21 protein-coding genes and 1 other RNA gene are annotated in these 23557 nt (G+C 50.6%); 13 read left to right on the top strand and 9 right to left on the bottom strand.

Annotated features, from left to right (window positions below; all coding sequences use genetic code 11):
* Positions 1 to 40: 40 nt before the first annotated feature.
* The 3 genes from ABGI61_RS07485 to ABGI61_RS07475 all read right to left on the bottom strand — a co-directional run bounded on the left by ABGI61_RS07485 (position 41) and on the right by ABGI61_RS07475 (position 3248).
* Complete coding sequence (locus tag ABGI61_RS07485) at positions 41 to 1567, bottom strand: GGDEF domain-containing protein (RefSeq protein ID WP_347599227.1); 1527 nt, start codon at positions 1565 to 1567, stop codon at positions 41 to 43.
* A 67-nt stretch (positions 1568 to 1634) separates the two neighbouring features.
* Positions 1635 to 2651: an MJ1255/VC2487 family glycosyltransferase gene (locus ABGI61_RS07480; protein ID WP_347599224.1), complete on the bottom strand. Its 1017-nt coding sequence runs from the start codon at positions 2649 to 2651 to the stop codon at positions 1635 to 1637.
* A gap of 3 nt (positions 2652 to 2654) precedes the next feature.
* On the bottom strand, positions 2655 to 3248 hold the full coding sequence (locus tag ABGI61_RS07475) for a thymidine kinase (protein ID WP_347599221.1): 594 nt from the start codon (positions 3246 to 3248) through the stop codon (positions 2655 to 2657).
* Between the two features lie 139 nt (positions 3249 to 3387).
* Here ABGI61_RS07475 and ABGI61_RS07470 point away from each other — a divergent pair, with 139 nt between their 5' ends.
* The 3 genes from ABGI61_RS07470 (at position 3388) to ABGI61_RS07460 (ending at position 4746) form a co-directional block, all read left to right on the top strand.
* Positions 3388 to 3807: an MAPEG family protein gene (locus tag ABGI61_RS07470; RefSeq protein ID WP_347599218.1), complete on the top strand. Its 420-nt coding sequence runs from the start codon at positions 3388 to 3390 to the stop codon at positions 3805 to 3807.
* A 49-nt stretch (positions 3808 to 3856) separates the two neighbouring features.
* Positions 3857 to 4282, top strand: coding sequence for a YqaA family protein (locus tag ABGI61_RS07465; RefSeq protein ID WP_347599215.1), 426 nt, complete (start codon positions 3857 to 3859; stop codon positions 4280 to 4282).
* A gap of 71 nt (positions 4283 to 4353) precedes the next feature.
* Positions 4354 to 4746 carry a DUF2750 domain-containing protein gene (locus ABGI61_RS07460; RefSeq protein ID WP_347599212.1) on the top strand — a complete coding sequence of 131 codons (393 nt, stop codon included), beginning with the start codon at positions 4354 to 4356 and terminating at the stop codon, positions 4744 to 4746.
* A gap of 185 nt (positions 4747 to 4931) precedes the next feature.
* Here ABGI61_RS07460 and serA read toward each other — a convergent pair whose 3' ends face one another.
* The 4 genes from serA to ssrS form a co-directional block, all read right to left on the bottom strand.
* Entirely contained in the window at positions 4932 to 6158 is a 1227-nt protein-coding gene (serA, locus tag ABGI61_RS07455; protein ID WP_347599209.1) for a phosphoglycerate dehydrogenase, read from the bottom strand.
* A 107-nt stretch (positions 6159 to 6265) separates the two neighbouring features.
* The gene (gene rpiA / locus ABGI61_RS07450) at positions 6266 to 6922 is read right to left on the bottom strand and encodes a ribose-5-phosphate isomerase RpiA (RefSeq protein WP_347599206.1); all 657 of its coding nucleotides are present in this window, start codon (positions 6920 to 6922) and stop codon (positions 6266 to 6268) included.
* Between the two features lie 241 nt (positions 6923 to 7163).
* Entirely contained in the window at positions 7164 to 7757 is a 594-nt protein-coding gene (locus ABGI61_RS07445; RefSeq protein WP_347599203.1) for a 5-formyltetrahydrofolate cyclo-ligase, read from the bottom strand.
* 60 nt (positions 7758 to 7817) lie between these two features.
* Positions 7818 to 8002, bottom strand: a non-coding RNA gene (ssrS, locus tag ABGI61_RS07440) — 6S RNA.
* A gap of 195 nt (positions 8003 to 8197) precedes the next feature.
* Here ssrS and ABGI61_RS07435 point away from each other — a divergent pair.
* The 6 genes from ABGI61_RS07435 to gcvP all read left to right on the top strand — a co-directional run bounded on the left by ABGI61_RS07435 (position 8198) and on the right by gcvP (position 15908).
* Positions 8198 to 8779: a UPF0149 family protein gene (locus ABGI61_RS07435; RefSeq protein ID WP_347599200.1), complete on the top strand. Its 582-nt coding sequence runs from the start codon at positions 8198 to 8200 to the stop codon at positions 8777 to 8779.
* On the top strand, positions 8779 to 9993 hold the full coding sequence (ubiH, locus tag ABGI61_RS07430; protein WP_347599197.1) for a 2-octaprenyl-6-methoxyphenyl hydroxylase: 1215 nt from the start codon (positions 8779 to 8781) through the stop codon (positions 9991 to 9993). Before ABGI61_RS07435 ends, ubiH begins: the two co-directional genes overlap by 1 nt.
* Positions 9994 to 11217 (top strand): FAD-dependent monooxygenase, encoded by a 1224-nt coding sequence (locus tag ABGI61_RS07425; RefSeq protein ID WP_347599194.1) that lies wholly within the window; start codon positions 9994 to 9996, stop codon positions 11215 to 11217.
* A gap of 185 nt (positions 11218 to 11402) precedes the next feature.
* Positions 11403 to 12482 (top strand): glycine cleavage system aminomethyltransferase GcvT, encoded by a 1080-nt coding sequence (gene gcvT, locus ABGI61_RS07420; protein WP_347599191.1) that lies wholly within the window; start codon positions 11403 to 11405, stop codon positions 12480 to 12482.
* A gap of 57 nt (positions 12483 to 12539) precedes the next feature.
* A complete protein-coding gene (gene gcvH, locus ABGI61_RS07415) occupies positions 12540 to 12926 on the top strand; it encodes a glycine cleavage system protein GcvH (protein WP_347599188.1) in 387 nt (128 codons plus the stop codon).
* A 90-nt stretch (positions 12927 to 13016) separates the two neighbouring features.
* Positions 13017 to 15908: an aminomethyl-transferring glycine dehydrogenase gene (gcvP, locus tag ABGI61_RS07410; protein ID WP_347599185.1), complete on the top strand. Its 2892-nt coding sequence runs from the start codon at positions 13017 to 13019 to the stop codon at positions 15906 to 15908.
* Between the two features lie 91 nt (positions 15909 to 15999).
* On the opposite strand, the gene ABGI61_RS07405 is transcribed toward gcvP, so the two are convergent.
* Both ABGI61_RS07405 and ABGI61_RS07400 read right to left on the bottom strand, forming a co-directional pair.
* The gene (locus ABGI61_RS07405) at positions 16000 to 16467 is read right to left on the bottom strand and encodes a CreA family protein (RefSeq protein ID WP_347599182.1); all 468 of its coding nucleotides are present in this window, start codon (positions 16465 to 16467) and stop codon (positions 16000 to 16002) included.
* 24 nt (positions 16468 to 16491) lie between these two features.
* Entirely contained in the window at positions 16492 to 17790 is a 1299-nt protein-coding gene (locus ABGI61_RS07400) for an alkaline phosphatase (RefSeq protein ID WP_347599179.1), read from the bottom strand.
* Between the two features lie 348 nt (positions 17791 to 18138).
* Between ABGI61_RS07400 and ABGI61_RS07395 the strand changes: the two genes are divergently transcribed.
* The 4 genes from ABGI61_RS07395 to ABGI61_RS07380 all read left to right on the top strand — a co-directional run bounded on the left by ABGI61_RS07395 (position 18139) and on the right by ABGI61_RS07380 (position 23445).
* Positions 18139 to 18897: a class I SAM-dependent methyltransferase gene (locus ABGI61_RS07395; protein ID WP_347599176.1), complete on the top strand. Its 759-nt coding sequence runs from the start codon at positions 18139 to 18141 to the stop codon at positions 18895 to 18897.
* 152 nt (positions 18898 to 19049) lie between these two features.
* Positions 19050 to 20705 (top strand): long-chain-fatty-acid--CoA ligase FadD, encoded by a 1656-nt coding sequence (fadD, locus tag ABGI61_RS07390; RefSeq protein WP_347599173.1) that lies wholly within the window; start codon positions 19050 to 19052, stop codon positions 20703 to 20705.
* Positions 20706 to 20774: 69 nt separating this feature from the next.
* Positions 20775 to 21908: a ribonuclease D gene (gene rnd, locus ABGI61_RS07385; RefSeq protein WP_347599170.1), complete on the top strand. Its 1134-nt coding sequence runs from the start codon at positions 20775 to 20777 to the stop codon at positions 21906 to 21908.
* Between the two features lie 145 nt (positions 21909 to 22053).
* A complete protein-coding gene (locus ABGI61_RS07380) occupies positions 22054 to 23445 on the top strand; it encodes a DUF4397 domain-containing protein (protein WP_347599167.1) in 1392 nt (463 codons plus the stop codon).
* The last annotated feature ends 112 nt before the right edge of the window (positions 23446 to 23557 follow it).

The raw sequence follows: 23557 nt of genomic DNA, 5'->3' as shown, positions 1-23557 counted from the left end.
TCTTTGAAAAGGCAGCTATGGCTGCCTTTTTTATTGCTACTTATTGTGCCGGGCAGGCTTGATCGCGGCCGGATTTTTTCGCCAGGTATAAGGCAGCGTCGACCCGTTTTAGTAGTTGCAGGGCATCGCACTGTTTTGTTGGTACACTGCTACAATAGCCCAGGCTAACCGTCAGGTAGGGTTTAATGTCACTATGCTGGTGGCTGATAGCAAGCTGGGCCAGTTGTTGCCGGATATTGTTTGCCACCTGCTGGCAGGCAGAAAGGTTGCTACCCGGCAAAATAATGGCAAACTCTTCGCCACCGTAGCGGGCTGCCAACTCGCCCTCGCGTTTTACCTGCTGTTGTAATACCGTCGCCAGCTGTTTAAGTGCTGCGTCGCCGGCCTGATGACCATAATGATCGTTATAGCGCTTAAAGTGGTCTATATCTAACAGAATAAGCCCCAGCGGTTGTTTACTGCGGCTACAACGTTTTAGCTCGCTGGCAAGGCATTGGTCAAACTGACGGCGGTTGGCGATACCGGTCAGGCCATCCTGATTGGCCAGCTGGGTGAGCTCGTTGTTGGCAGCCAGCAGTTGTTGTTGCATCTGTTGTAGCGATTGACGATAGCGCACATTTTGCAACGTTTTGGCCAGCATATCGCCAACCAGTTTCATCCGGCGCAGATCGGTATTTGTCCAGTCGCGGCGGCGTGACACCATGTCGCAGCCGACGAAACCCAGCAATTGCTCGTCAGAGCGCATGGCGCAGCACAGTACCGACTGTATGTCTTCAGCGACGAATTCTTGCTGCTCTGCAGCGGCCTCTGCTGGCATCTTACTGACATCACTTACCGCAAATACATAATCTTGCTGCATTTTTTCAAAAAAATAAGGTAAAGCGGCCTGTGGAACCTGCTGTAACTGGGTCTGGTGGCTGCTAATGCCCTGTCGCACCCATTCGTGGGTGTTGCTCATTTCGCTGCAGTCTGCGGTAAATTGAAACACATAGCTGCGGTCACTGTGGCAAAACTCACCCAGCGCGGCCAGTGCATCCTGAATATGCTGGTCTAGCTGTTGATCCTGTACATTAATCAGTTCTGTGGAAATAAGCGAAATAAGCTTGTCAAACGCCAGCGCTTCTTCCAGCTCGGCGATATCAGTAGCGGGTAACTGACTGCTTATTACGTGTGAATGGTCTGCCGTCGGCAGCAGGCTGATTAGCACGCTGCTGTGCAGAATAAAAGACAGTGCAACCAATTTACTGTGTAGCTGATAGCAGCGGCGGCTGTCGGGATTGACACTGTTACCGACTAACAGATTAAGTTGCAGTTCAGTGCCGCTAAGTGCCAGTAGTAGCGGGTTGTGCAGTAAATCATAACGTTTACTATTGTCGGCGTTATACAGCGGTAACTGCTGAATATCTGCCAGTGACAGTTCTTTCTGCCCGGGGTCGCGCTGTAGCAGTGTCAGCGCAGCCTGGTTCGCCCAAATACGACTATGACTGTGCTCTTTGTACAGCAAAGGGGTGGGGATGGCGTCTAGCACCGGCCAGAAATGCGGTAAAGCATCAGAGGTAGCTGCCATAGTATGCTCAATAAACAATCAGCTTTTACTATAACGGATTTGGCTATTTTGGCCAAAATTGCCCCCACTAACCCCAGAGTTGTTGGCTTAGGTGGGCAACAGGGCTTGTTGCACCCTGCAACAGCCATTCGCTGATTGCTTTGGCGACATTAGGGTAGTGCACCTTGTTGTAATGCTGGCGGCTGCTTAACCAGTTGGCGATGTGCTGGCTGTTTAAGCTATCAGCGGTGGCGGCTAGATTAAGCTGCTTTAACGCCAGCGCATTAGAGTGCTGCTCCATCTGGCCGTTAAGCGGTTTTACCATAATGCGCTTATTCAGCTGCAGTGCTTCGCTTATTAACTCGAAGCCAGCGTTACTGAGTACAAAACGGCAGCTGGCTAAGTCGTGTTTAAACGGTTGCAGCGCCGGTGGATGGGTGTGAATATGGCCGAGACTTTCTGCTGTTAACCCCGGGCCGTACAGGTAAAACTGATAGTCTGTCAGCGGTGTTAGCATGCTTATAACCTGCTGTTGCTGCTCAAACGGCAGATACACCAGCACTTTGTTCTCTGTAACCTCGGCGCTGTGTGGTGCATCGTCAATAATCGGCGGCAATATCGGCTGGTTAAAATGATGCCAGTGCAGCCCCAGCTGGGTTTGCGCCGGGGCAAAGTGTTTAAACACCCGTTGCGTCATCATATTGGCATGCTGCATGGGGATTTTGTGTAAAAACGCATATTGATGGCCAAGCGCGATACTGTGTTTGCCGGCGCGACACGCAGCATGGGCGGTGATGGGCTCAAAGTCGGTAATGATCAGATCGTAACTGCTGACGTCCAGCTGGGTAATGTCTTGCCATAGTTGGCGCAGCGAGGCCTGCTTAATACTTTGCCAGTAATTTACCCGCCCGGCTTGGGTGATAAAGGTGAGGCCGCGTTTGACGCTGTAGTGGCCAAACTGCTGCATATCAAAAAACTGCGACGGCTCGCGGCCAGAGAACAGATAATCTACCTGTGCGCCGGCCTTTGTCAGATAAGGCTCCATGGCGCGGGCTCTGCTGATATGACCATTACCGGTTGCCTGCACGCCATAGAGAATTTTCATCTGTTACTCCGTTTGTTTGTCTTGCCATACCAGGGCTTTAAAGTGCGCCCGGCACATTGATACATAGCTTTCGTTACCGCCAATTTGAACCTGCGAGCCGGCGGTAGCGGCGTTGCCGTGTTCGTCCAGCCGCACCACAAAGTTGGCTTTACGGCCACAGTGACAAATGGTTTTCAGCTCGATCAGTTTATCGGCCCAGGCCAGTAGCGCTTCGCTGCCGGCAAAGGTTTCACCTAAAAAGTCGGTACGCAGGCCAAAGGCCAGCACCGGTATGTTCAGTGTATCTACCACATCGGTCAGCTGGCGCACCTGAGCTTTAGATAAAAACTGTGCCTCGTCTATCAGCACGCAATCTAACCGGCCTTGCTGCTTTAACTGCTGTACATGCGCGACAAAATCAAACTCGCCGTCAAAAATATACGCATCCATTGCCAGACCAATCCGTGAGCTGACCTTGCCCAGACCGAAGCGGTTATCCAGCGCCGCGGTGTAAATAGCCACTGTCATACCTCTTTCCTGATAGTTATAAGCACTTTGCAGTAAAGAGGTCGACTTACCGGCGTTCATTGCCGAGTAGTAAAAATATAATTGCGCCATAGCGTCACCTAACCAAAAAGACGACGCAGTATAACCCTATCTTTAAGCAAAATATAAAGGCTGAAGATGTCAGTTTTAAGACGCTGGCTTCTTTTGATGCGCTGCATTAAGCTCTGCACAACTTTTTAAGGAGAACAACATGGAAAAATTAGTGTTAATACCGGTATTTGTGCAGGTATTGCTGACCAGCGTAGTGATGATTTTAATGGGGCGGCGACGCATTAGGGCGGCAAAAAACAAAGAAATCAGTGTGGCGGCGTTTAAAACCATGAACCTGACCGGCGCGAATGAGCAGGTGATTGCCACCAGCCGTAACTTTGATAACCAGTTTCAAATGCCGATGCTGTACTTATTCAGCGTGCTGTTTGTGCTGCAATTGGGCCTGGCGGACGCAGCCTATGCTGCCTTAGGCGCGGCCTTTGTTTTGCTGCGTATTGTGCATACCGTTATTCATATTGGTACTAACCATGTGCGTAGCCGCTTTAATGTGTTTTTGCTGGGTTGTGCGGTGCTATGGGCGATTTGGCTGCGCTTGGCCTGGCAAGTGCTGTTTAGCTAACCCCCAAAAAAATGGGGTCAGAGAGTTCTGAGCCCGTTATTTGCTGTTGATGGCGTACTTCAGTTTATTTTTTAGCGGCTTTGTTGCTGCTACTTTGTTCCCCGCGTCTAGCGAGGTATTGCTGCTGGCCTTGCAGGCGCAGGGATACAATCTTATCTGGTTGTTTATCGCCGCCACAGCCGGCAATACGCTGGGCTCGTGTGTTAACTGGTATCTGGGCTGGCGTTTGCTGGATTTTCAGCACAAGCGCTGGTTTCCGGTGTCGCCAGCTGCACTTCGCCGTGCACAGCAGCAGTTTCAGCGCTACGGTAGCTGGAGCCTGTTACTGGCCTGGCTGCCGGTGGTGGGTGATCCGCTTACGCTAGTGGCAGGTGTGCTTAAAGTGCGTTTTAGCGTGTTTCTGCTGTTAGTGCTGCTTGGCAAAGCGACACGTTATGCCTTGCTGCTGGCCGCAGGCAGTGTCTGGTTTACGTAATTTTATTGGTAAAACAGCCTCAGATCCGTCATCATTAGCGCCATTCTTGCTGCCACTTTAGGAACCTGATTATGGAATACCAATTAACTGCCGACGAACTTAACCGTATTACTGCGCTGGATGCTGAACAGCGTTACGCTTACTTTATTCAGGCAGTCGCTGATCTGGAGAAGATCTGGATTTTAGTTGATGACGATGGTTTTGTGCTGGTGAGCGCCGAAGATGAACGTTGTATTCCGGTGTGGCCACATGCTGAGCTGGCCGAGCAGTGGATTGAAGGTGAGTGGTCGCACTGTACTGCGCAGGCGGTAGATGTAGATACCTGGCTGGATAAGTGGACATCGGGCTTAAATGGTGACGAGTTGGCCATTGCGGTGCTGCCGGATACTGACGGCCCGGGCGTAGTGGTGCTGCCTGATGAGCTGGCTGAGACGCTGCTTAGCGAAATGCAGGATGATGAGTAAGTAGCAAACCGGCAGCTTGCAATCGATTTACCCACACCAACACGCCGTAAACCCATCCCTGGGGGCTCGATTCGACCATCCTGGTCTGCAACGGTTGGCTTAGGGCAAAGCGATTCGCAGCCGGTGTCCTGACTAAGTGAATAAAAAAGCCCGCAGTTGCGGGCTTTTACTTTAGTGGTAATAGCTTAGTGCAGTACGCGGGCGCGCAATGTACCCGGAATGGCTTTTAACTCGTTAAGCGCCTGCTCTACATCGTCTGAGTCGATATCAATCACCACATAACCAATATCGGCATTGGTTTGCAGGTACTGACCGGCGATGTTGATATTGTGCTTGGCAAAGGCTTCGTTAATCTTGGTCAGCACACCCGGCTGGTTTTTATGAATATGCAGCAAGCGTGAGCGGCCTTTATGCTCTGGCAGAGACACTTCCGGGAAGTTAACCGCCGACAGGGTAGAGCCGTTGTCGCTGTATTTTACCAGCTTGCCGGCCACTTCAAAGCCGATATTTTCCTGTGCTTCCTGGGTTGAGCCGCCAATGTGTGGCGTTAAGATCACATTGTCGAACTCACGCAGTGGCGAGATAAATTCTTCATCGTTACCTTTAGGCTCAACCGGGAACACGTCTATCGCCGCACCGGCCAGCTTTTTACTGCGCAGTGCTTCGGTTAACGCATCGATATCGACCACGGTGCCGCGCGAGGCATTAATTAAAATGCTGCCGGGCTTCATCAGCTCAAGTTCGGCCTCGCCAATCATATTTTTGGTTTGTGGCGTTTCCGGCACATGCAAGGTGATGACATCAGACGTTTTGAGTAGGGTGCCAAAGTCGACCTGGGTGGCGTTACCCAGCACCAGCTTGTCTTCAATATCGTAAAACTGCACACGCATGCCAATGTTTTCGGCCATGATGCTAAGCTGGGTGCCGATATGACCATAACCGATAATACCCAGGGTTTTACCGCGCGCTTCAAACGAGTTATTGGCGGTTTTTTGCCACTCGCCACGATGTGCGGCGGCAGAGCGCTGCGGAATACCGCGCAGCAGCATAATAATTTCGCCCAATACCAGCTCGGCTACCGAGCGGGTGTTAGAAAACGGCGCATTAAACACCGGTATCGCCCGTTTTAACGCAGCGTCTAAGTCGACCTGATTAGTGCCGATACAAAAACAGCCAATAGCTACTAATTTGCCGGCGGCATCCAACACTTTTTCGGTTAATTGGGTGCGTGAACGAATACCGATAAAGTGCACATCTTTAATGCGCTCGATTAGTTCGTCTTCTGGCAGTGAGGTTTTTAAATACTCGATATTGCTGTAGCCCTGGTTTTTAAAGCTTTGTACTGCACTTTGGTGCAGGCCTTCCAGCAGCAATATTTTTATTTTGTCTTTGGCCAGCGAAAATTTTTCCATGTCACTCTCTTCATTAAATTAAAAATAAATTCAGTTAGGTTTTATTATTCTTGTTGTATTTTCGTGGGCCCTGCTGTTACTGCTTCACGTTTTGCGGTTATCCGACTTTATTCAATGACTTTGGTGCCTTCAACGCTGCCTACCAGCACCATATCGGCGCCGCGATGCGCAAAAATGCCGTTACACACCACACCAACGATATTGTTGATCTGCTGCTCCAGCTTAAGTGGCTCGGTAATGGCCAAATCGTGCACATCTAAAATTACGTTGCCGTTGTCGGTAGTCACGCCCTGGCGCAGCACCGGCCTGCCGCCTAATTTTGTTAGCTCACGTGATACATATGCTGACGCCATCGGGATAACTTCAACCGGCAGAGCAAACTTGCCCAGCACCTCCACCTGTTTGCTCTGATCGACAATACAAATAAACCGGTCGGCAACAGCAGCAACAATTTTCTCGCGGGTAAGGGCAGCGCCACCGCCTTTGATCATGTGCTTTTGGCCATTAATTTCGTCAGCACCGTCTACGTAAACACTAAAGCTGTCGATGCTGTTGAGATCCAGTACATCAATACCCAAAGCTTTAAGCTTCTCGGTAGATTGCACCGAGCTGGATACTGCGCCTTTAATTTCATGCTTAATGCTGGCCAGGGCATCGATAAAATGATTTACCGTTGAGCCGGTACCAACGCCTACTACGGTATTACGCGGTACATACTGCAAAGCTGCCCAGGCGGCATTTTTTTTCATTTCATCTTGTGTCATTACTGATCCAAATCGGTTTAGCCATACAGATGGATATTATATCGAAAGGGGTTGCCGACAAAAGGGCAAAAGCAGAAAAAGGTGAAAACAGTTGCACGAATGCTCGGCGGTGAAATTGCCGGCCACAATACGCCCTCTGGCTCGTCACAGCAACTCGCCCTTGTGCCTACGGCAGGGCTCAGACACTCTGTGACGACCAGATTGCGTTTCTGGCCTGCTTTTGCGCATCAGGCAGGTAGCATCAAAAGAATGAGAACCGCTGCTCGGGTGTAATAATTTGCTTTAGCGGTATATCCCAGGCTTCGGTGGGCACCGCCTCCACCTGTTGGCAACTATGTGCCAAACCAATCACCTCACATGGGCTATTTTGGGGCAGTTGCGCCAGGGTTCGGTCATAAAAGCCGCCGCCCATACCCAACCGGTTGCCGGCTTTATCAAAGGCCACCAGCGGGGTAAAAATAAGCTCAAGTTGATTTAGCGGAAGTATGCGGTGACATTCTGGCAAGGGCTCGGGTATACCAAAGCGGTTGGGGTAAAGCAGGGTGTCTGGCGTGTAGTGTATAAATAGCAGATAACCGGCAGTAAAGGGGTGCAATACCGGCAAGTACAACTGTTTTCCCTGCTGCCACAACGCTTGCATCAGCGGGTAGGGATCTAGCTCACCGTCGTTGGCTAAATACAGCGCTATGTGTTGTTTGTGCTGCAACTGTGGCAATGCCAATACCTGCTGCACTAATTGTGTTGCTGCGAGTTGCTGCTGATTTGGCGTTAATTGTTTGCGCCGTTGGCGTATCAGCACCCGTAGTTGCTGACGATTATTAAGCGATAAAGTCATAAGCTGGTGCTGTTAACCGGAAACAGGCCACAGTATGCCGCATTGACGGGTAAATAAAAGAGGTTCTCCAAATTGCCGTGTCTGGTGTTAGCCCTTGAACCATAGGTTCAAGGCGGGAGTCAGATGGCTGCCTAAGGCTTCCCGGTACGGGCCGGGCTTGCACACTGGCAGCGCAGAAGAAACCCTTTTTTAAAACAAGTATCGGCTCAGGGACATCCACCTGATCACCAACAACTCAGAGAACGGCACTAAGTATAACACTGCGTGCGGCGCTGTATAGGGCTGGCGGCACTGCTTTTGCCGCAAGCTTTGCTAGTTGCATGGTTTTGCAGCAACTTTTGTTTACGCTTTGCGCTGGCGCAGTTTTTCTGCGGCTAAAGTTGGCGCTTTTTCGCTGCGGTGGTAGCATAAAGCCAGTTAAACACAGCACGAATGGTTATATGAGCAGCCCTTTTTTACTGAGCTACGATGAGTGGATGTACAAACTGGATCAGGCCTATGTGATGGCCTCTGCTGCAGAGGTGCACGGCCTGATTGCCGGGCTGTTAAGTGCTGGTGTCGAACCAGACGCACAGCAGCTACTGCCGGTATTGCATGATTTTCTCAATGATGGCCAGGCCCTGCCTGTCGAATTAAAGCAACAGGTCACCAGTCTGATTGACAGTACCGCAGCGGCGCTGGCGAAAAATGATTTTAGTTTTTCCTTGTTGCTACCCAGTGACGATGACAGCTTGCCAGAGCGCTTAGATGCGATGGTGGAGTGGACGCAGGCATTTTTGGTGGGTTTTGCTGTGCAGCAAACCGATTTGTCGCTGGTGTCGGCAGACGTGCGCGAAGCACTTGATCAGCTAACCGAAGTCACGCGTATTGATATTCATACCACCGACGATGGCAGTGCAGAAGAAAATGATGAAGCCTACTTTTTGGTGCTGGAGCACATTCGTATGATGGTACTGGCCTGTTACACCGAGGTGGGGCAGAAATTCAGTGCCCGTCCGGTCAGTAATAAGACACTGCATTGATGACACTAGCTGCAAGCCCTTCAACCGACGCTGAGCTGTTCGACTCAGCGCTATTCGATATTGTTATCACCGGCGGTGGTATGGCCGGTAGCACCCTGGCATATGCCTTGAGTCAGACGATGCCCACATTGAAACTAGCCATTATCGAGCAGCAAGCCAATACGATTAGCCCGGTTAGCTTTGATAGCCGCAGCATAGCATTGGCTGCCGGTAGCGCTGAGTTGCTAAATAGTTGGGGGCTGTGGCGTGAGCTTAGCGCACATAGCTGCGCTATCGGGCAGATTAAGGTGTCAGACCGCGGCCATTTTGGGAAAACCCACTTAAGTGCCGACGAGTATCAGCAACCGGCACTGGGCTATGTGGTTGAGGTGGAACATTTAGGCGCGCTGCTAGCTAACAAGCTTAGTGCGCTGAAAAATATCAGTTATTTCGCGCCTGCCTCCATTAGTGCTATTACGCCGGGCTTGCACCAGCAGCAATTGCAATTAAGTGACGGCCGCACGTTGAGTACCCATCTGCTGGTGATTGCCGAGGGTGGTTTGTCACCCAGCCGCCAGCTAGCCGGTTTTAGCGTAACGCAGCAGATGTACGGCCAGCATGCCATTATTGCCAACCTGGCACTTGAAGGAGCGCATCAGCACACCGCGTACGAGCGCTTTACCGAGCATGGCCCAATAGCTTTGCTACCACTGCCGAAACAGCGCTATTCGTTGGTGTATACCGCAGAGGATGCCGATGTCGACCGCTTAATGCAGCTGGACGATGCCGCGTTTTTACAACACGTCCAGCAGGCTTTTGGCTATCGTGCCGGTGTGTTCAGCGCTGTGGGTAAGCGCGCCTGTTATCCGCTGAGTTTACGTTTAACCGGCGATATAGTGCGTCATCGGGTGGCGCTACTGGGTAATAGTCTGCATAACCTACACCCTATCGCAGGCCAGGGCTTTAACCTGGCGCTTAGGGATATTGCAGAGTTATTGCGGCAGGTTCAGCACTATCCAGAGGATATTGGTGGCTATGCTATGCTGCGCGGTTATCAGCAAGCCAGGCAACAGGACATTAAGCGGGTGAGCACCGGTACCGATGCCCTGGTGCGGCTGTTTTCTAACCGTTCACGTGCAGTCGCATTGGGGCGGAACCTGGGCCTTCTGGCCATGACATTATGTGATGAATTAAAACGGCCCTTGGCCGAGCAGGCAATGGGGTTTCGCAGCTAAATGCACAATGTAGATATTACTATAGTGGGTGCTGGCAGTGCCGGTTTAACTCTGGCACTCTTGCTGGCGCCTAGCGGCCTTAACATTATGCTGCTGGAGCAAGGTGCAGCACCGGAGCCGCGCAGCGCAGACTATCAGCGGGTAAGTGCGCTTAATTTAGCCTCGGTGCGGCTACTGCAAACCCTGGGTGCCTGGCCGGCCCTTGCGCAAAGTGCCCAGCCTTACGATGCGATGCACGTTTGGGATGCTGACAGCTTTGCCCGCATTGAGTTTGATGCCGCCACCGAGCTTCAGGCGCAGCTGGGTTTTATTTGTGATAACGAGCAAATTCGTCATGCGCTTTATCAGCAGCTTAAGACGCATAGCAATGTACACTGTGTGTTTAATTGCACCATTAACAGCCTGGTGCAAAGCGAGCGCGATGTGCTGGTAAATATAAACCAGCAGCAACTGATTTTAAGCCGCCTTTTGGTCGGTGCAGATGGCGTAAACTCGCGAGTGCGTCGTGATGCCCAGTTACCACTTACGCACTGGGATTACGAGCAGCAAGCTATAGTGACCACTATTACCACAGAGCATGCGCATAACAATTGTGCCCGCCAGGTGTTTTTACCTACAGGTCCGTTAGCACTGCTACCACTGCCGGGGCAGCATAAATGCTCTATTGTCTGGAGCTGCACGCCAGAACGCGCCACTGAGCTATTAGCATTGGACGCGGGCGCCTTTAGCCAGGCGCTCACTGCGGCCAGCAACAGTGTGCTGGGGCTGCTTAAACTTGATAACACCCCCAATGCCTTTGCACTTCGTATGCGCTATGCCACAAGCTGGCTGCGTGGTCGTATTGTACTGGTGGCGGATGCGGCGCACAGCATACATCCGCTGGCCGGGCAGGGGATGAATTTAGGCCTGATGGATGTTGCTGCATTAGCAGAACTAATCTCAGAGGCGTTGGCGCAGGGCCACGACATAGCCGAGCCGCGGCTGCTTAGGCGTTACGAGCGCTGGCGCAAAGCTGAGGCGCAAACACTGATCGTGACAATGGAAGCTTTTAAACGTGGTTTCAGTAATGCCCAGCCGCTGCTGAAACTGGTACGAGCTGTCGGCATGAGTGGTGTTAACGAATTACCCTGGTTAAAAAGTAAAATCATCGCTGCAGCCCTTGGGAACAGTGGTGACCTGCCGAAAATAGCCCGGCCGGCTGGTAAAAGCGCCCGTTTAGCTTAGGTTAGTTTTTTTAGTAATAGACGTTGTCGCATTACAAAAACTAATTAATCAGGGGCTGTTTGCCAGCACAGCCTTGCGTTATAATCCGGTTGCCTTTTTATCCGCTTTAACTGTATGGATATTCAGAATGTTCAGCAGTAACGCTTTACAGCGCAAGCGGGCCTTACATTAAGCAGGACATAACAATGGCTAATCAAACTGCGTTACATGGCAAACACCTGGAAGCCGGTGCCAAAATGGTCGACTTCTTCGGCTGGGATATGCCTATCAATTACGGCTCTCAAATTGAAGAACATCACGCGGTACGCCGCGACGCCGGCATGTTCGACGTTTCTCACATGACGATTGTAGATTTAAAAGGCGCCAATACCCGCGCCTTTTTGCGTTATTTGCTGGCTAACGATGTTGCTAAACTGACTGTGCCGGGCAAGGCGCTGTACAGTGGCATGTTGAATGAAGCTGGCGGTGTGATTGACGACTTGATTGTTTATTTTCTGCAGGAAGACTTCTTCCGTCTGGTGGTTAACTCGGCCACCCGTGAAAAAGATTTAGCCCATATCAGCAAAGAAGCTGCAGCCTTTAACGTTACTGTCGCTGAGCGGCCTGAGTTTGCCATGATTGCGGTGCAAGGCCCCAATGCCAAAGCCAAAGTGGCGACCTTATTAACGGCAGAGCAGCAAGCCGCCGTTGCCGGTATGAAGCCGTTCTTTGGTGTGCAAGCCGGTGAACTGTTTATCGCTACCACAGGTTACACCGGTGAAGATGGTTATGAAATTGCCTTGCCAAACGAGCAAGCCGCCGCTTTCTGGCAAAAATTATTAGATGCTGGCGTAGCGCCGGCCGGTTTAGGTGCGCGGGATACGCTGCGTTTAGAAGCAGGTATGAACCTGTATGGTCAGGATATGGACGAAACCGTATCACCGCTGGCGGCAAATATGGGCTGGACTATTGCCTGGGCACCGGAAGACCGTAATTTTATTGGCCGCAGCGCGCTGGAGCAGCAAAAAGTGGCAGGTACTGACAAACTGGTCGGCCTGGTAATGGAGGCCAAGGGCGTACTGCGCCATGGCCAGCGCGTCGTGGTTGAAGGTGGTGAGGGGGTTATTACCTCTGGCACGTTCTCGCCCACACTGGGCTTTAGCATTGCCATGGCACGGGTGCCCGCCAGCACCGGCGACAGCGCCGAGGTAGATATTCGCGGTAAGATGGTGCCGGTAAAGGTGGTTAAGCCTGCCTTTGTGCGCATGGGCAAAAAAGTCATCTAAACTGATTAATTAACGTACAACTAAACTAACAAGAACACGCCAGCTAAGGATTAAACAATGAGCTCAATTCCTAACAATTTAAAATACGCCAGCAGCCACGAGTGGGCCCGTGATGAGGGTAACGGTGTTTATACCGTTGGTATTACCGAACACGCCCAGGGTTTATTGGGTGACATGGTGTTTGTTGAACTGCCGGAAGTTGGTGACAGTGTGAATCAGGGCGATGACTGTGCGGTTGCAGAGTCAGTTAAAGCCGCTTCAGATATTTATGCACCATTGTCGGGCGAAATTGTTGAAGTTAACGAGGCGCTGGTTGATTCGCCAGAGCTGGTAAATAACAGCCCATACGAAGATGGCTGGATGTTTAAAATTAAAATTGCTGATGAAGCCGAGCTGTCAGCGCTGTTAGACGCCGAAGGCTACAAAAACTCTATCGACGAGTAATAAATAGTCACCCGCTGTGTAAGCCCCGTGCCAACTAAATCACGGGGCTTAACGTTAGTAGCAACCAAACATTACCAGGACATTCAAGGCATGACCAACTCCGCTGTGAAAACCCTGTCGCAACTTGCGAACCACGAAGAATTTATTCAGCGCCACATCGGCCCGGATGCAGCCGAAACTGCCGCTATGTTAAGCGAGCTGGGCGTAGACAGCATGGAAACGCTGATTGCACAAACAGTGCCGGCTGGCATTCGTTTACCTAAGCCTTTGGCCACTGGCCCGGCGATGACGGAAGCCGATGCGCTGGCTAAGTTAAAGCGCGTGGCCAGCAAAAATAAGATGTTTAAATCTTACATTGGTATGGGTTATCACCCGACGTTAACGCCGAATGTGATCCTGCGTAATGTGCTGGAAAACCCGGGTTGGTACACGGCTTACACGCCATACCAGCCGGAAATTGCTCAGGGCCGGTTAGAATCGCTGTTAAACTTTCAGCAGTTAACGCTGGATTTAACCGGTATGGAGCTGGCCAGCGCGTCATTACTGGATGAAGCAACAGCAGCTGCTGAAGCCATGGCATTGGCAAAACGGGTCACCAAGAGCAAGTCTAATCTGTATTTCATCAGCGACGATGTACATCCGCAAACCATCGACGTGGTAAAAACCCGCGCCGAAATGTTTGGTTTTGACATTGTAGTGGGCAAAGCGGCAGAAGCTGACACGCACGATGTGTTTGGTGCCTTATTGCAATACCCGTCAACTAATGGCGATATTCGTAACGACAGCGCCTTAATTGCCGCGTTGCAGGCGAAAAAAGCCATAGTTGCCGTAGCCACTGATCCTATGGCGCTGATGCTGTTAAAAGCGCCTGGCCAGTTAGGTGCCGACGTAGTGTTGGGCAGCGCCCAGCGTTTTGGTGTGCCTATGGCCTACGGTGGCCCACACGCGGCATTCTTTGCTACCCGCGATGCTTACAAACGCTCTATGCCGGGTCGCATTATTGGTGTGTCGAAAGACCGCCGTGGCAATAGCGCGCTGCGTATGGCGATGCAAACCCGCGAGCAGCATATCCGCCGCGAGAAAGCCAACTCAAACATTTGTACCGCCCAGGTACTGCTGGCCAATATCGCCTCGTTCTACGCCGTTTACCACGGCCCGCAGGGTCTGAAGAATATCGCCGAGCGCATTCACCGCAATGCTGATATTTTTGCTGCCGGCTTAAAAGCCAAAAATGTCGCTGTAGTGAACAGCCACTGGTTCGATACCATTACTTTTAAAGTGACTAACCGCGCTGAGGTGATAAACCGTGCCTTAGCGGCCGGTGTTAACCTGCGTACCGACATGGCTGAAGTGTTGGCGGTAAGTTTCCATGAAGCGACCAGCAAAGCCGATATCGCTGAGCTGTTTGATATTGTGCTTGGCGCTGGCCACGGTTTAACCGTTGATGCACTGGACAGTGTTATCGTCAGCGAAGGCAGCCAGTCTATTCCAGCCGATTTAGCCCGTACCGACAGCGTGCTGGGCCACCCGGTGTTTAACCAGTATCACAGCGAGACTGAGATGCTGCGTTATATCAAAAAGCTGGAAAACAAAGACTTAGCACTTAACCATTCGATGATCTCATTAGGCTCGTGCACCATGAAGCTAAACGCGACGGCTGAGATGATCCCGATCACCTGGCCGGAATTTGCGTCATTGCACCCCTTTGTACCACGCGATCAGGCCGATGGTTACTACGAAATGATTAACGAGCTGGGCGACTGGCTAATTAACATCACCGGCTATGACAATATCTCTATGCAGCCTAACTCGGGCGCACAGGGCGAATACGCTGGTATGGTTGCCATTCGTAAGTACCACGAAAGCCGTGGCGAAGGCCATCGTAACATCTGTTTAATTCCGGTATCGGCGCACGGTACTAACCCGGCCACGGCTGCTATGACCAGCTACGACGTGGTATTGGTAGACTGTGACAAGTCGGGCAATATCGACATGGCCGACTTAAAAGCCAAAGCAGCTGAAGTAGGCGATCGCTTAGCGGCCATCATGGTCACTTACCCGTCGACGCACGGCGTATTTGAAGAGAGCATCCAGGAGCTGTGTGACATTATTCACAGCTACGGCGGCCAGGTGTATATGGACGGTGCCAACATGAACGCTCAGGTGGGGTTAACCTCGCCAGGCTTTATCGGCTCAGACGTATCGCACTTAAACCTGCACAAAACCTTCTGTATTCCACACGGTGGCGGCGGCCCGGGCATGGGCCCAATTGGCGTGAAAAGCCATTTAGCGCCATTCCTGCCAAACCATGCGGTGGTGGGTATTGAAGGCACTGGCCGTACTAACGGTGCGGTAGCCGCAGCACCCTTTGGCAGCGCGGGTATACTGCCTATCAGCTGGATGTATATTGCCATGATGGGTGGTGAAGGCTTAAAGCAAGCTACCGAGTATGCCATTTTGAATGCGAACTATATGGCGAAAAAACTCGACCCGTTATTCCCGGTACTGTACCGCGGCACCAACGGCCGGGTAGCACACGAATGTATTATCGACATTCGCCCGCTAAAAGAAGCCAGCGGCATTACCGAGATGGACATTGCCAAGCGTTTAATGGACTTTGGTTACCACTCGCCCACGATGAGCTTCCCGGTAGCCGGCACGCTAATGATTGAGCCAACAGAATCTGAAAGCAAAGCCGAGCTGGACAAGTTTATCGAAGCAATGAGCACCATCCGCGCTGAAATTGCTAAGGTAGAAGCTGGCGAGTGGACAGTGGACAACAACCCACTGGCCTATGCTCCACACACGATGGAAGATATTTTCGATCCGGCGTGGGATCGCGCCTACGAGCGTCAGTACGCGGCTTTCCCAGCAAAATTTGTGGCAGAAAACAAGTTCTGGCCAACGGTAACCCGTATTGATGATGTATACGGCGACCGTAACCTAATCTGTTCCTGCCCAAGCCCGGAAGCATATCGCTAAGCGGTTTGACACTATAAAAAGGGCTAGCCGTAAGGCTAGCCCTTTTTCTTTTCTATCACAGAGCAGTAGCTTTAGTAGCCAGCGTTATATGCTAATTATCTTGTGCTTTTGCTACGCTGTACGCCTCTGTTCCCCATAGCGGCACGGTAGACAGGCTGTGTTTAAAGCTGCCGGAGGTTTCTTTGGTAGCGTAAGACAAATACATCAGCGTCTGGTTTTGTGCATCATAAATGCGGCGTATCTTCATGCTTTTAAAGAAGATGCTTTTGGACTTGGTAAACAACACTTCACCATTTTTGCTCTTATCGATTTGCGCAATCATCTCAGCGGTAATAGGGCCGGTTTGCCGGCAAGCAATGGAGCTGTCTGACGGATCGGCCAGGTCGAGGTTGGCCTCAACACTGGATACATGGCACGTCACGCCGGTAACAATAGGATCGCTAAAGGCATCAATTTTAATGTCTTTGGTGGTAAAAACGCCTAACGACACATCACCTACTTCATTGCGGTTACAACCCACCAGCGTCAGTAGCATCAAAACGCAGCAAATCAGGCGCATAGTCAAACCTCTTACATTAAAGCGTTATTTGGTTTGCTGAATCATCTGCATCAGCTTTTTCGCGATCTGGGTATTGTCCTGAAAGCCAGCAAAATCTTTAGCCCCTTTACCGTATGCCAGTACTGCTACATCAGCAGCAGTGTGGCCGCCGGTGGTCCAGCCGGTGTAGGAATATTTTGCCACTAACTGATTAGACAGCTTGCGCAGTGCCGTTTCGTCTTGCTGACGGGTGGCCAGTAGGCTGGCTTGCTCTTCTTCGGTCAGACTGATGGAAGTGAGTTCTGTCCACAGCGCTAATGCCGCGTTATCTGATTCAGCTTGTTTAAGTTGTTTGGCAATACTTCTGCCGGTGGCTTTTACTTTGCGTACTACGTCGGGTAACCATTGGTATTCACCTGCGGCGCCTAAGGATAAGCCGCCGGTTTCGTGGTCGGCGGTAATGACCAGTAAAGTGTCAGGATGTGTATCGACATAAGCTTTGGCGACGGCTATGGCTTTAGCGAAGTCGTCCATTTCTGCCATAGCGCAGGCGATATCGTTATCGTGGCCGCACCAGTCAATCTGGCTGCCTTCTACCATTAATACAAAGCCTTTCTTGGCAGGCGATAACAGCGCCAAAGCTTTTTCAGTCAGCGGGGCCAGCATGGCATCAAAGCCGCTGTTCAATTTAGCCGGTAACGCGGTTTCAGCCAGTAACATCATGGCCGGTGCTTTGGTAATAGTGTCAAGCTGGGTATAGTCGTCGGTGTACTGATACCCTAATTGCCTAAACTCGTTAACCAGGTTTCTGTCTTCACGGACAAAATACTTAGTGCCGCCGCCAATCATCACGTCGGCTACTGGTTTGCCATTAATGCGATAATCCAGATACATATCGGCAATGGCATCGTAGTTACGCCGGCTTTTGTTATGCGCCAAAAACGACGCTGGCGTAGCGTGGTTTATTTGTGAGCTGGCGACAATGCCATTAGCTTTGCCCAGCGTTTTGGCCAGTTGCATCATGGTGCCAATGGGTACATGTTGGCGGTTTACAGCAATAGCACCGTTATAGCTTTTTACTCCGGTTGCCAGCGCCGTAGCGCCTGCGGCAGAGTCGGTTACATAAGTATCGTCATCCGGGTATGTTGTCGCCATACCCAGCCAAAGCTGGTCGAAAATGGAGTTTTCTACTTCGGTTGTGGTTTTGTCATCACTGTAATAACGGTAGGCCGACAGGTAAGACGGGCCCATGCCATCGCCAATCATATAAATAATATTTTTCGGTGCAGCCAGCGCTAAAGCCGGGGCGATAAATAATGACAGGGATAACAAATGACGGCGCATAAAGCCTTACCTCAAATTTGCTTGATGTTCTGGTGAGCTAGTGTACTTTATAGCCTGAACTAAACAAACCGCTGTCGATGGAAAACTAAATTCTCAGGCTTAATATCACCAGAAGTCGTTTATTTAACCGCGGCACATGGAACTGAATGAAATCTGAACAATCGAAAAGGTCGGAATAAGGATGAAAAAATTGCCGCTGTCAGCGTACCGGCAAGCGCAAGACAATCGTAAGTAATCAGTAAGGTGTATTTTATGTCACTAATAACGAAAACAAAGACAGTTATCTCAGCCATTTTATTAACATGCTTCTGCCTAAGTGGCGTGAGCGTAGCAGCAGAGCCGGATACTATGCTTTTGCAACAACTGGCTGACAGCGAGCAACGTAGTACTCAGAACAGAGCACGTAATGTTTACCGTAATCCGGTTGCGACCTTACAGTTTTTTGGTATCACCCCACAGATGTCTGTACTGGAAGTGTGGCCTGCTCACGGCTGGTACACTGAAATACTCGCCCCCTATTTAAAGGACCAGGGCCAGTTAACACTGGCACAGTTTCGTCATAATGATGGTACCTTAAAAGATGAACGCAGTATTTTTTGGGCAAGAGTCAGTGAACGTTTGGCGCAGCGGCTGGCCGATAACAGTGACTATTTTGGTTCCCCTGCACTTATAGAACTTGAACCGCCTTTATTTTCACCGGCCGTGACAGAGCAGTTTGATATGGTACTGACTTTTCGTAATGCCCATATATGGAATGAAAGCGGCCATTTATTTGCCACGCTGCAAAGCCTGTTTCAGGCGTTAAAACCTGGTGGCGTTCTGGGCATGGTGGAGCACAGAGCTGCCAGGTTGTCTGATATCTCCAGCTCTGCCGTAGAAGGCTATCTGGATGAAGCCTATGTTATTGCAGCGGCAGAACGCGCGGGATTTCAACTGCTACAAAGCAGTGAGATAAACGCCAACCCGAAAGACACAAAAGATTATCCCAAAGGCGTTTATGCACTGCCGCCAACATTGGCGATGGGGCAAGAGGATCGTCAGAAGTATCTGTCTATCGGTGAGAGCGACAGAATGACGCTGAAGTTTATCAAACCGCAGCAGCATTGAGCGCAATTGTGTTAACAAAGCAATTGTGGGATGATTAGCCGTTAGAGTAATAACTCAAATAGAACCCGCTGTAAAATATAAGCGCAGCAGCAGATTGCGCCGGCATGGTTTTATATCTATAAAATAATAACCTTAGACAAGAGGAGAGGACGGTGGATAGAGTTTGGTTAAAACGTTACCCGTCAGGCGTACCTGCAGAAATAAATGCCGATCATTACCCGTCATTATTAGATATTTTTGAACAAAGCATTGCGCAGTATCCGGATAAAACCGCTTTTATCAATATGGGTAAAAGTATCAGCTACCGCGAACTGGACCAGCAAAGTACCGCTTTTGCCGCTTACCTGCAAAGCACACTGGGGCTGAAAAAAGGCGATGCAGTTGCCATTATGATGCCAAACCTGCTGCAATACCCTATCGCATTAATGGGGGTGCTGCGTGCCGGCTGTGTGGTGGTGAATGTGAACCCGCTATATACGCCGCGTGAGCTGGAACATCAGCTTAATGACTCTAAAGCCAAAGCTATTGTTATTGTGGAAAACTTCGCGCACACTTTGCAGGCTATTGAAAGTAAAGTGAAGCTTGAGCATGTTATCTTAACCACCATGGGCGACAGGCTGGGCTTTGTTAAAGGCAGCATTGTCAATTTGGTGGTACGGCACGTTAAGAAGCTGGTACCGGCTTATACATTGCGTAAGTTTGTTCGCTTTAATGACGCAGTAAAGCAGGGCGCAGGCCAGTCTTACACTAAGCCACAGCTGCAGGGCAGTGATATCGCCTTTTTACAATATACCGGCGGCACGACCGGGGTGTCGAAGGGCGCCATGTTAACGCACCGCAATATGGTGGGTAACCTGGAGCAAGTTACGGGCTGTTTAGACAGCTTTTTTGTCAAAGGCTGTGAGTATGTGGTCACCGCGCTGCCGCTGTATCATATCTTCGCCTTAACAGCGAACTTCTTTACCTTCTTTAAATACGGCGGTACCAACCTGCTGATTACTAATCCGCGCGATATGCCCGGTTTTGTTAAAGAGCTGGCGAAATTCCCGTTTACTGCCATTACCGGTGTTAATACGCTGTTTAACGGCTTACTGAATACCCCAGGCTTTAGCGAATTGAACTTTAGTACGCTAAAGTTATCCTTAGGCGGTGGTATGGCAGTACAACGGCCGGTTGCCGAGCGCTGGCAAAAAGTGACTGGCACCAGATTGGTTGAAGGTTACGGCTTAACTGAGTGCTGCCCACTGGTTACGGTAAGCCCCTATGATTTGGATAGCTTTAACGGCAGCATTGGCTTACCTGCACCGTCAACTGATATTCGTCTGGTTGATGAAGAGGGCAATGATGTGCCCGCAGGTGAACCCGGCGAAATGCTGGTAAAGGGCCCACAAGTGATGTTGGGCTACTTAAACCGGCCGGAAGAAACCGACAAGGTGCTAAAAGATGGCTGGCTATACACTGGCGATATTGCCCGTATGGACGAGGAAGGCTTTTTCTATATTGTAGACCGGAAAAAAGACATGATTTTAGTGTCGGGTTTTAATGTCTATCCGAACGAAATAGAAGAAGTCGTGGCCATGAGCGACAAAGTACTGGAAGTGGCAGCCGTGGGTGTGCCAAACGAGGCTACCGGCGAGGCCGTGAAAGTATTTGTGGTGAAGAAGGACGCCAGCCTGACCGAGCAGGAAGTGATCCAGCATTGCCGGCAACATTTAACGGGCTATAAAGTGCCTAAACTGGTAGAATTCCGCACAGAATTACCCAAAACCAATGTGGGTAAGATTTTACGCCGAGAGCTACGCGGCTAACGCTGAGTAAGACGAAAACCGGCTTTAATGCCGGTTTTTTTATTTCAGCCAGGGTATTACAGGTAAGGCATGACTTCGTTAATCACAGATAATCAGGCACTGGCGGCATATTGCCAACAAGTGGTAGGCAGTAAACTGTTGGCGCTGGACACTGAGTTTATTCGCCAAAGCACCTTTTTGCCAAAGCTTGGCTTAATTCAATTGTTTGATGGTAAGACACTGGCATTAGTTGATCCAATTATGATCACCGACTGGCAGCCATTACAGAAGTTGTGTGCCAATACGGCGGTAGTGAAATTATTACATTCTTGCAGTGAAGATTTAGATGCCCTGGCCACTATTGGCATTAATCAGATCAGCCCGTTGTTTGACACCCAGCTCGCCGCAGAGCTATTGGGCTGGGGCGCCAGTGTGGGCTACGCAAGGCTGGTAGAGCAGTTAAGTGGTGAAGTGCTGGATAAAAGTGAGTCGCGCACGGACTGGTTGGCGCGGCCACTGAGCGAAACCCAATTACGCTATGCGGCCAACGACGTACACTTTTTGTACCCGTTGTATGACAAACTGTGCCAGTTGCTGCCAGCAGAGCATCAGGTGTTGCTGCTGCAAGAAGGTGAGCAGCTGATTAGTCGTCGAAGCCAGCAACTACCACTGGCATTTAAATATCTGGAAATTAAAAACAGCTGGCAGCTTAGCCCGCGCGAGCTGGCAGTGCTGAGAGAATTAACCGCCTGGCGCTATAACTACGCGGTAGAGAAAGACTTAGCGCTGGGGCTGATATTAAAAGACATCCAGCTGGTTGAGCTGGCAAAACGCCGCCCGGCAACGGCCGAAAGTTTATTAAATGTGCCTGGCTTACCGCCACGGGAAATCCGCCGGCATGCCAAAACCCTGGTAGAGCTTATCAGTGAGGCCAAGGCCTTACCGATAGAGCAATGTCCACAGCGCTTTTATCATCAGCACGACTTTGCCGGCTATAAGGAAACCACAGAGCAGCTAAGCAAAGCCATTAAAACGGCGGCAGCGGCGCAGCAGATCCCGGCCGAGTTTATGGCGGTGAAAAGACAGCTAAATGAATACTTAAACTGGTGTTGGCGGGTGTCTGACCAGCAGCGTGCCCTGCTGCCGGTGCCAGAGTTTATGCAAGGCTGGCGCGCGTCGTTATTATTGCCCTTTTTACCTAAACCGGCACATGTTGTTAGTTAAACTTTGCATAAACGTCAGTCTGTGCAATATGGATCAGTCTAATTTTTGCAGTAATTTCTCCACTTTTTAGCAAGTTATTTTCCTGATCCGGCATAATTTCATTGTCGTAACACTTCAGCAATCCACAAACTGAAGGGTTTCAACAATGAAAGGAATAAAAATCTTTGCTTTACCTGCAGTACTGTCGCTGTCATTGGCCGGCTGTTTTTTGGATGATGACTCAGATCCATTGCCGTCACCACCACCGCCACCTCCGCCACCAACGGTAGTGAATGCCAGCGTGCAAGTGGTGCATACCTCTCTTGACGCACCTGACGTAAACGTATTAGCTAACGGCGAAGCGGTCATTGAAGGCCTGCCATTTGGTGAGGCGTCTGATGTACTGTCACTGCCGCCTGCTACCTACAGTGTAGCGGTTGACGCCATACTGCCTGCTGACGAAACTGCCACTGTAATAGGCCCATTAGATTTAACGCTGGAAGAAGCGGTTCGCTACACGGTATTTGCCGTGGGTAAAGTAGCTGAAGAAACCTTAGAGCCAATCGTAGTAACAGGTACTGTTGATGATGTGGCAGAAGGTAAAATCCGCTTGCAGGTAGTACATGCTGCCTCGACTGCACCGGAAGTGGATATTCACGTCACAGCGCCTGACGCAGAGCTCGGCACGCCATTGGCAACGCTGATGTATAAAGACTCAACAGAGTACGTTGAAGTCGACCCGGGTGAATATCAGGTAAGGGTAGCCCTGCCAGGTACAGATACTGTGGTGTTTGATAGTGGTACACTTGACCTGTCAACCGCCGGTACTGATTTAGTCGTTGCGGCAGTAGATACCCGTTACTCGGGCGAGTCGCCAATTTATTTGCTAGCAGTAGGGCAGGATGGCAGTGAGCTGAACATTCTGGATGTTAATGCTACTTCGTCAGTGCGTGTAGTACATAACGTGTCAGACGCGCCAGCGGTCGATGTGATTGTTAACGATGCCATTACACTGGTAGATGCGTTGGCTTTCCCAGACTTTACCGATTACGCTGAAGTGGCTCCAGACACTTACAACGTTAAAGTTGCAGCTGACGCTGATAACAGCGTAGTAGTAATAGATGCCGACTTAACACTGGAAGCCGGTGCCTTCTACAGCGTGTTGGCCGTGGGTTCGTTAGGTGAAGATACCGTCGAGCCGCTGGTGTTAGCTGATATGCCACGCCGCATTGCCACCGAAGCACAGGTGCGTATCGTGCACGGCTCTACGCTGGCCGGTAACGTAGACATCTACGTCACAGCAACCGAGGACATCAGCGAAGCTACACCAGCTTTTGCCGATGTACCGTTTAAAGCTGAGACCGGTTATGTATCATTAGCTGCCGGTGATTATGTAGTAACGGTAACTCCTGCAGGTAGCAAAACTGCCGCCATTGGCCCGGTAACACTAACACTGGAAGCCAACAGCATTTACACTGCGATAGCGCGTGATGGCGAAGGCCTTACAGCTGATGTTGGCTTAATTTTAATGGACGATTTTGTCCAGCCGCAAAGCTAAATAACAGAAGGTCCTGTTATGTTAAAGCCCGCCTCGTGCGGGCTTTGTTTTTACTGTTAACAGCTGTGAAATATTTTGCCAGTATGCAAGCATTTTGCTACCTTGCTGCGGT

This window comes from Rheinheimera fenheensis, assembly GCF_039871805.1.
Classification (GTDB): Bacteria; Pseudomonadota; Gammaproteobacteria; order Enterobacterales; family Alteromonadaceae; genus Alishewanella; species Alishewanella fenheensis.
Note: the sequence above shows the minus strand (reverse complement) of the source record. Positions and strands in the feature narration are given on the sequence as shown.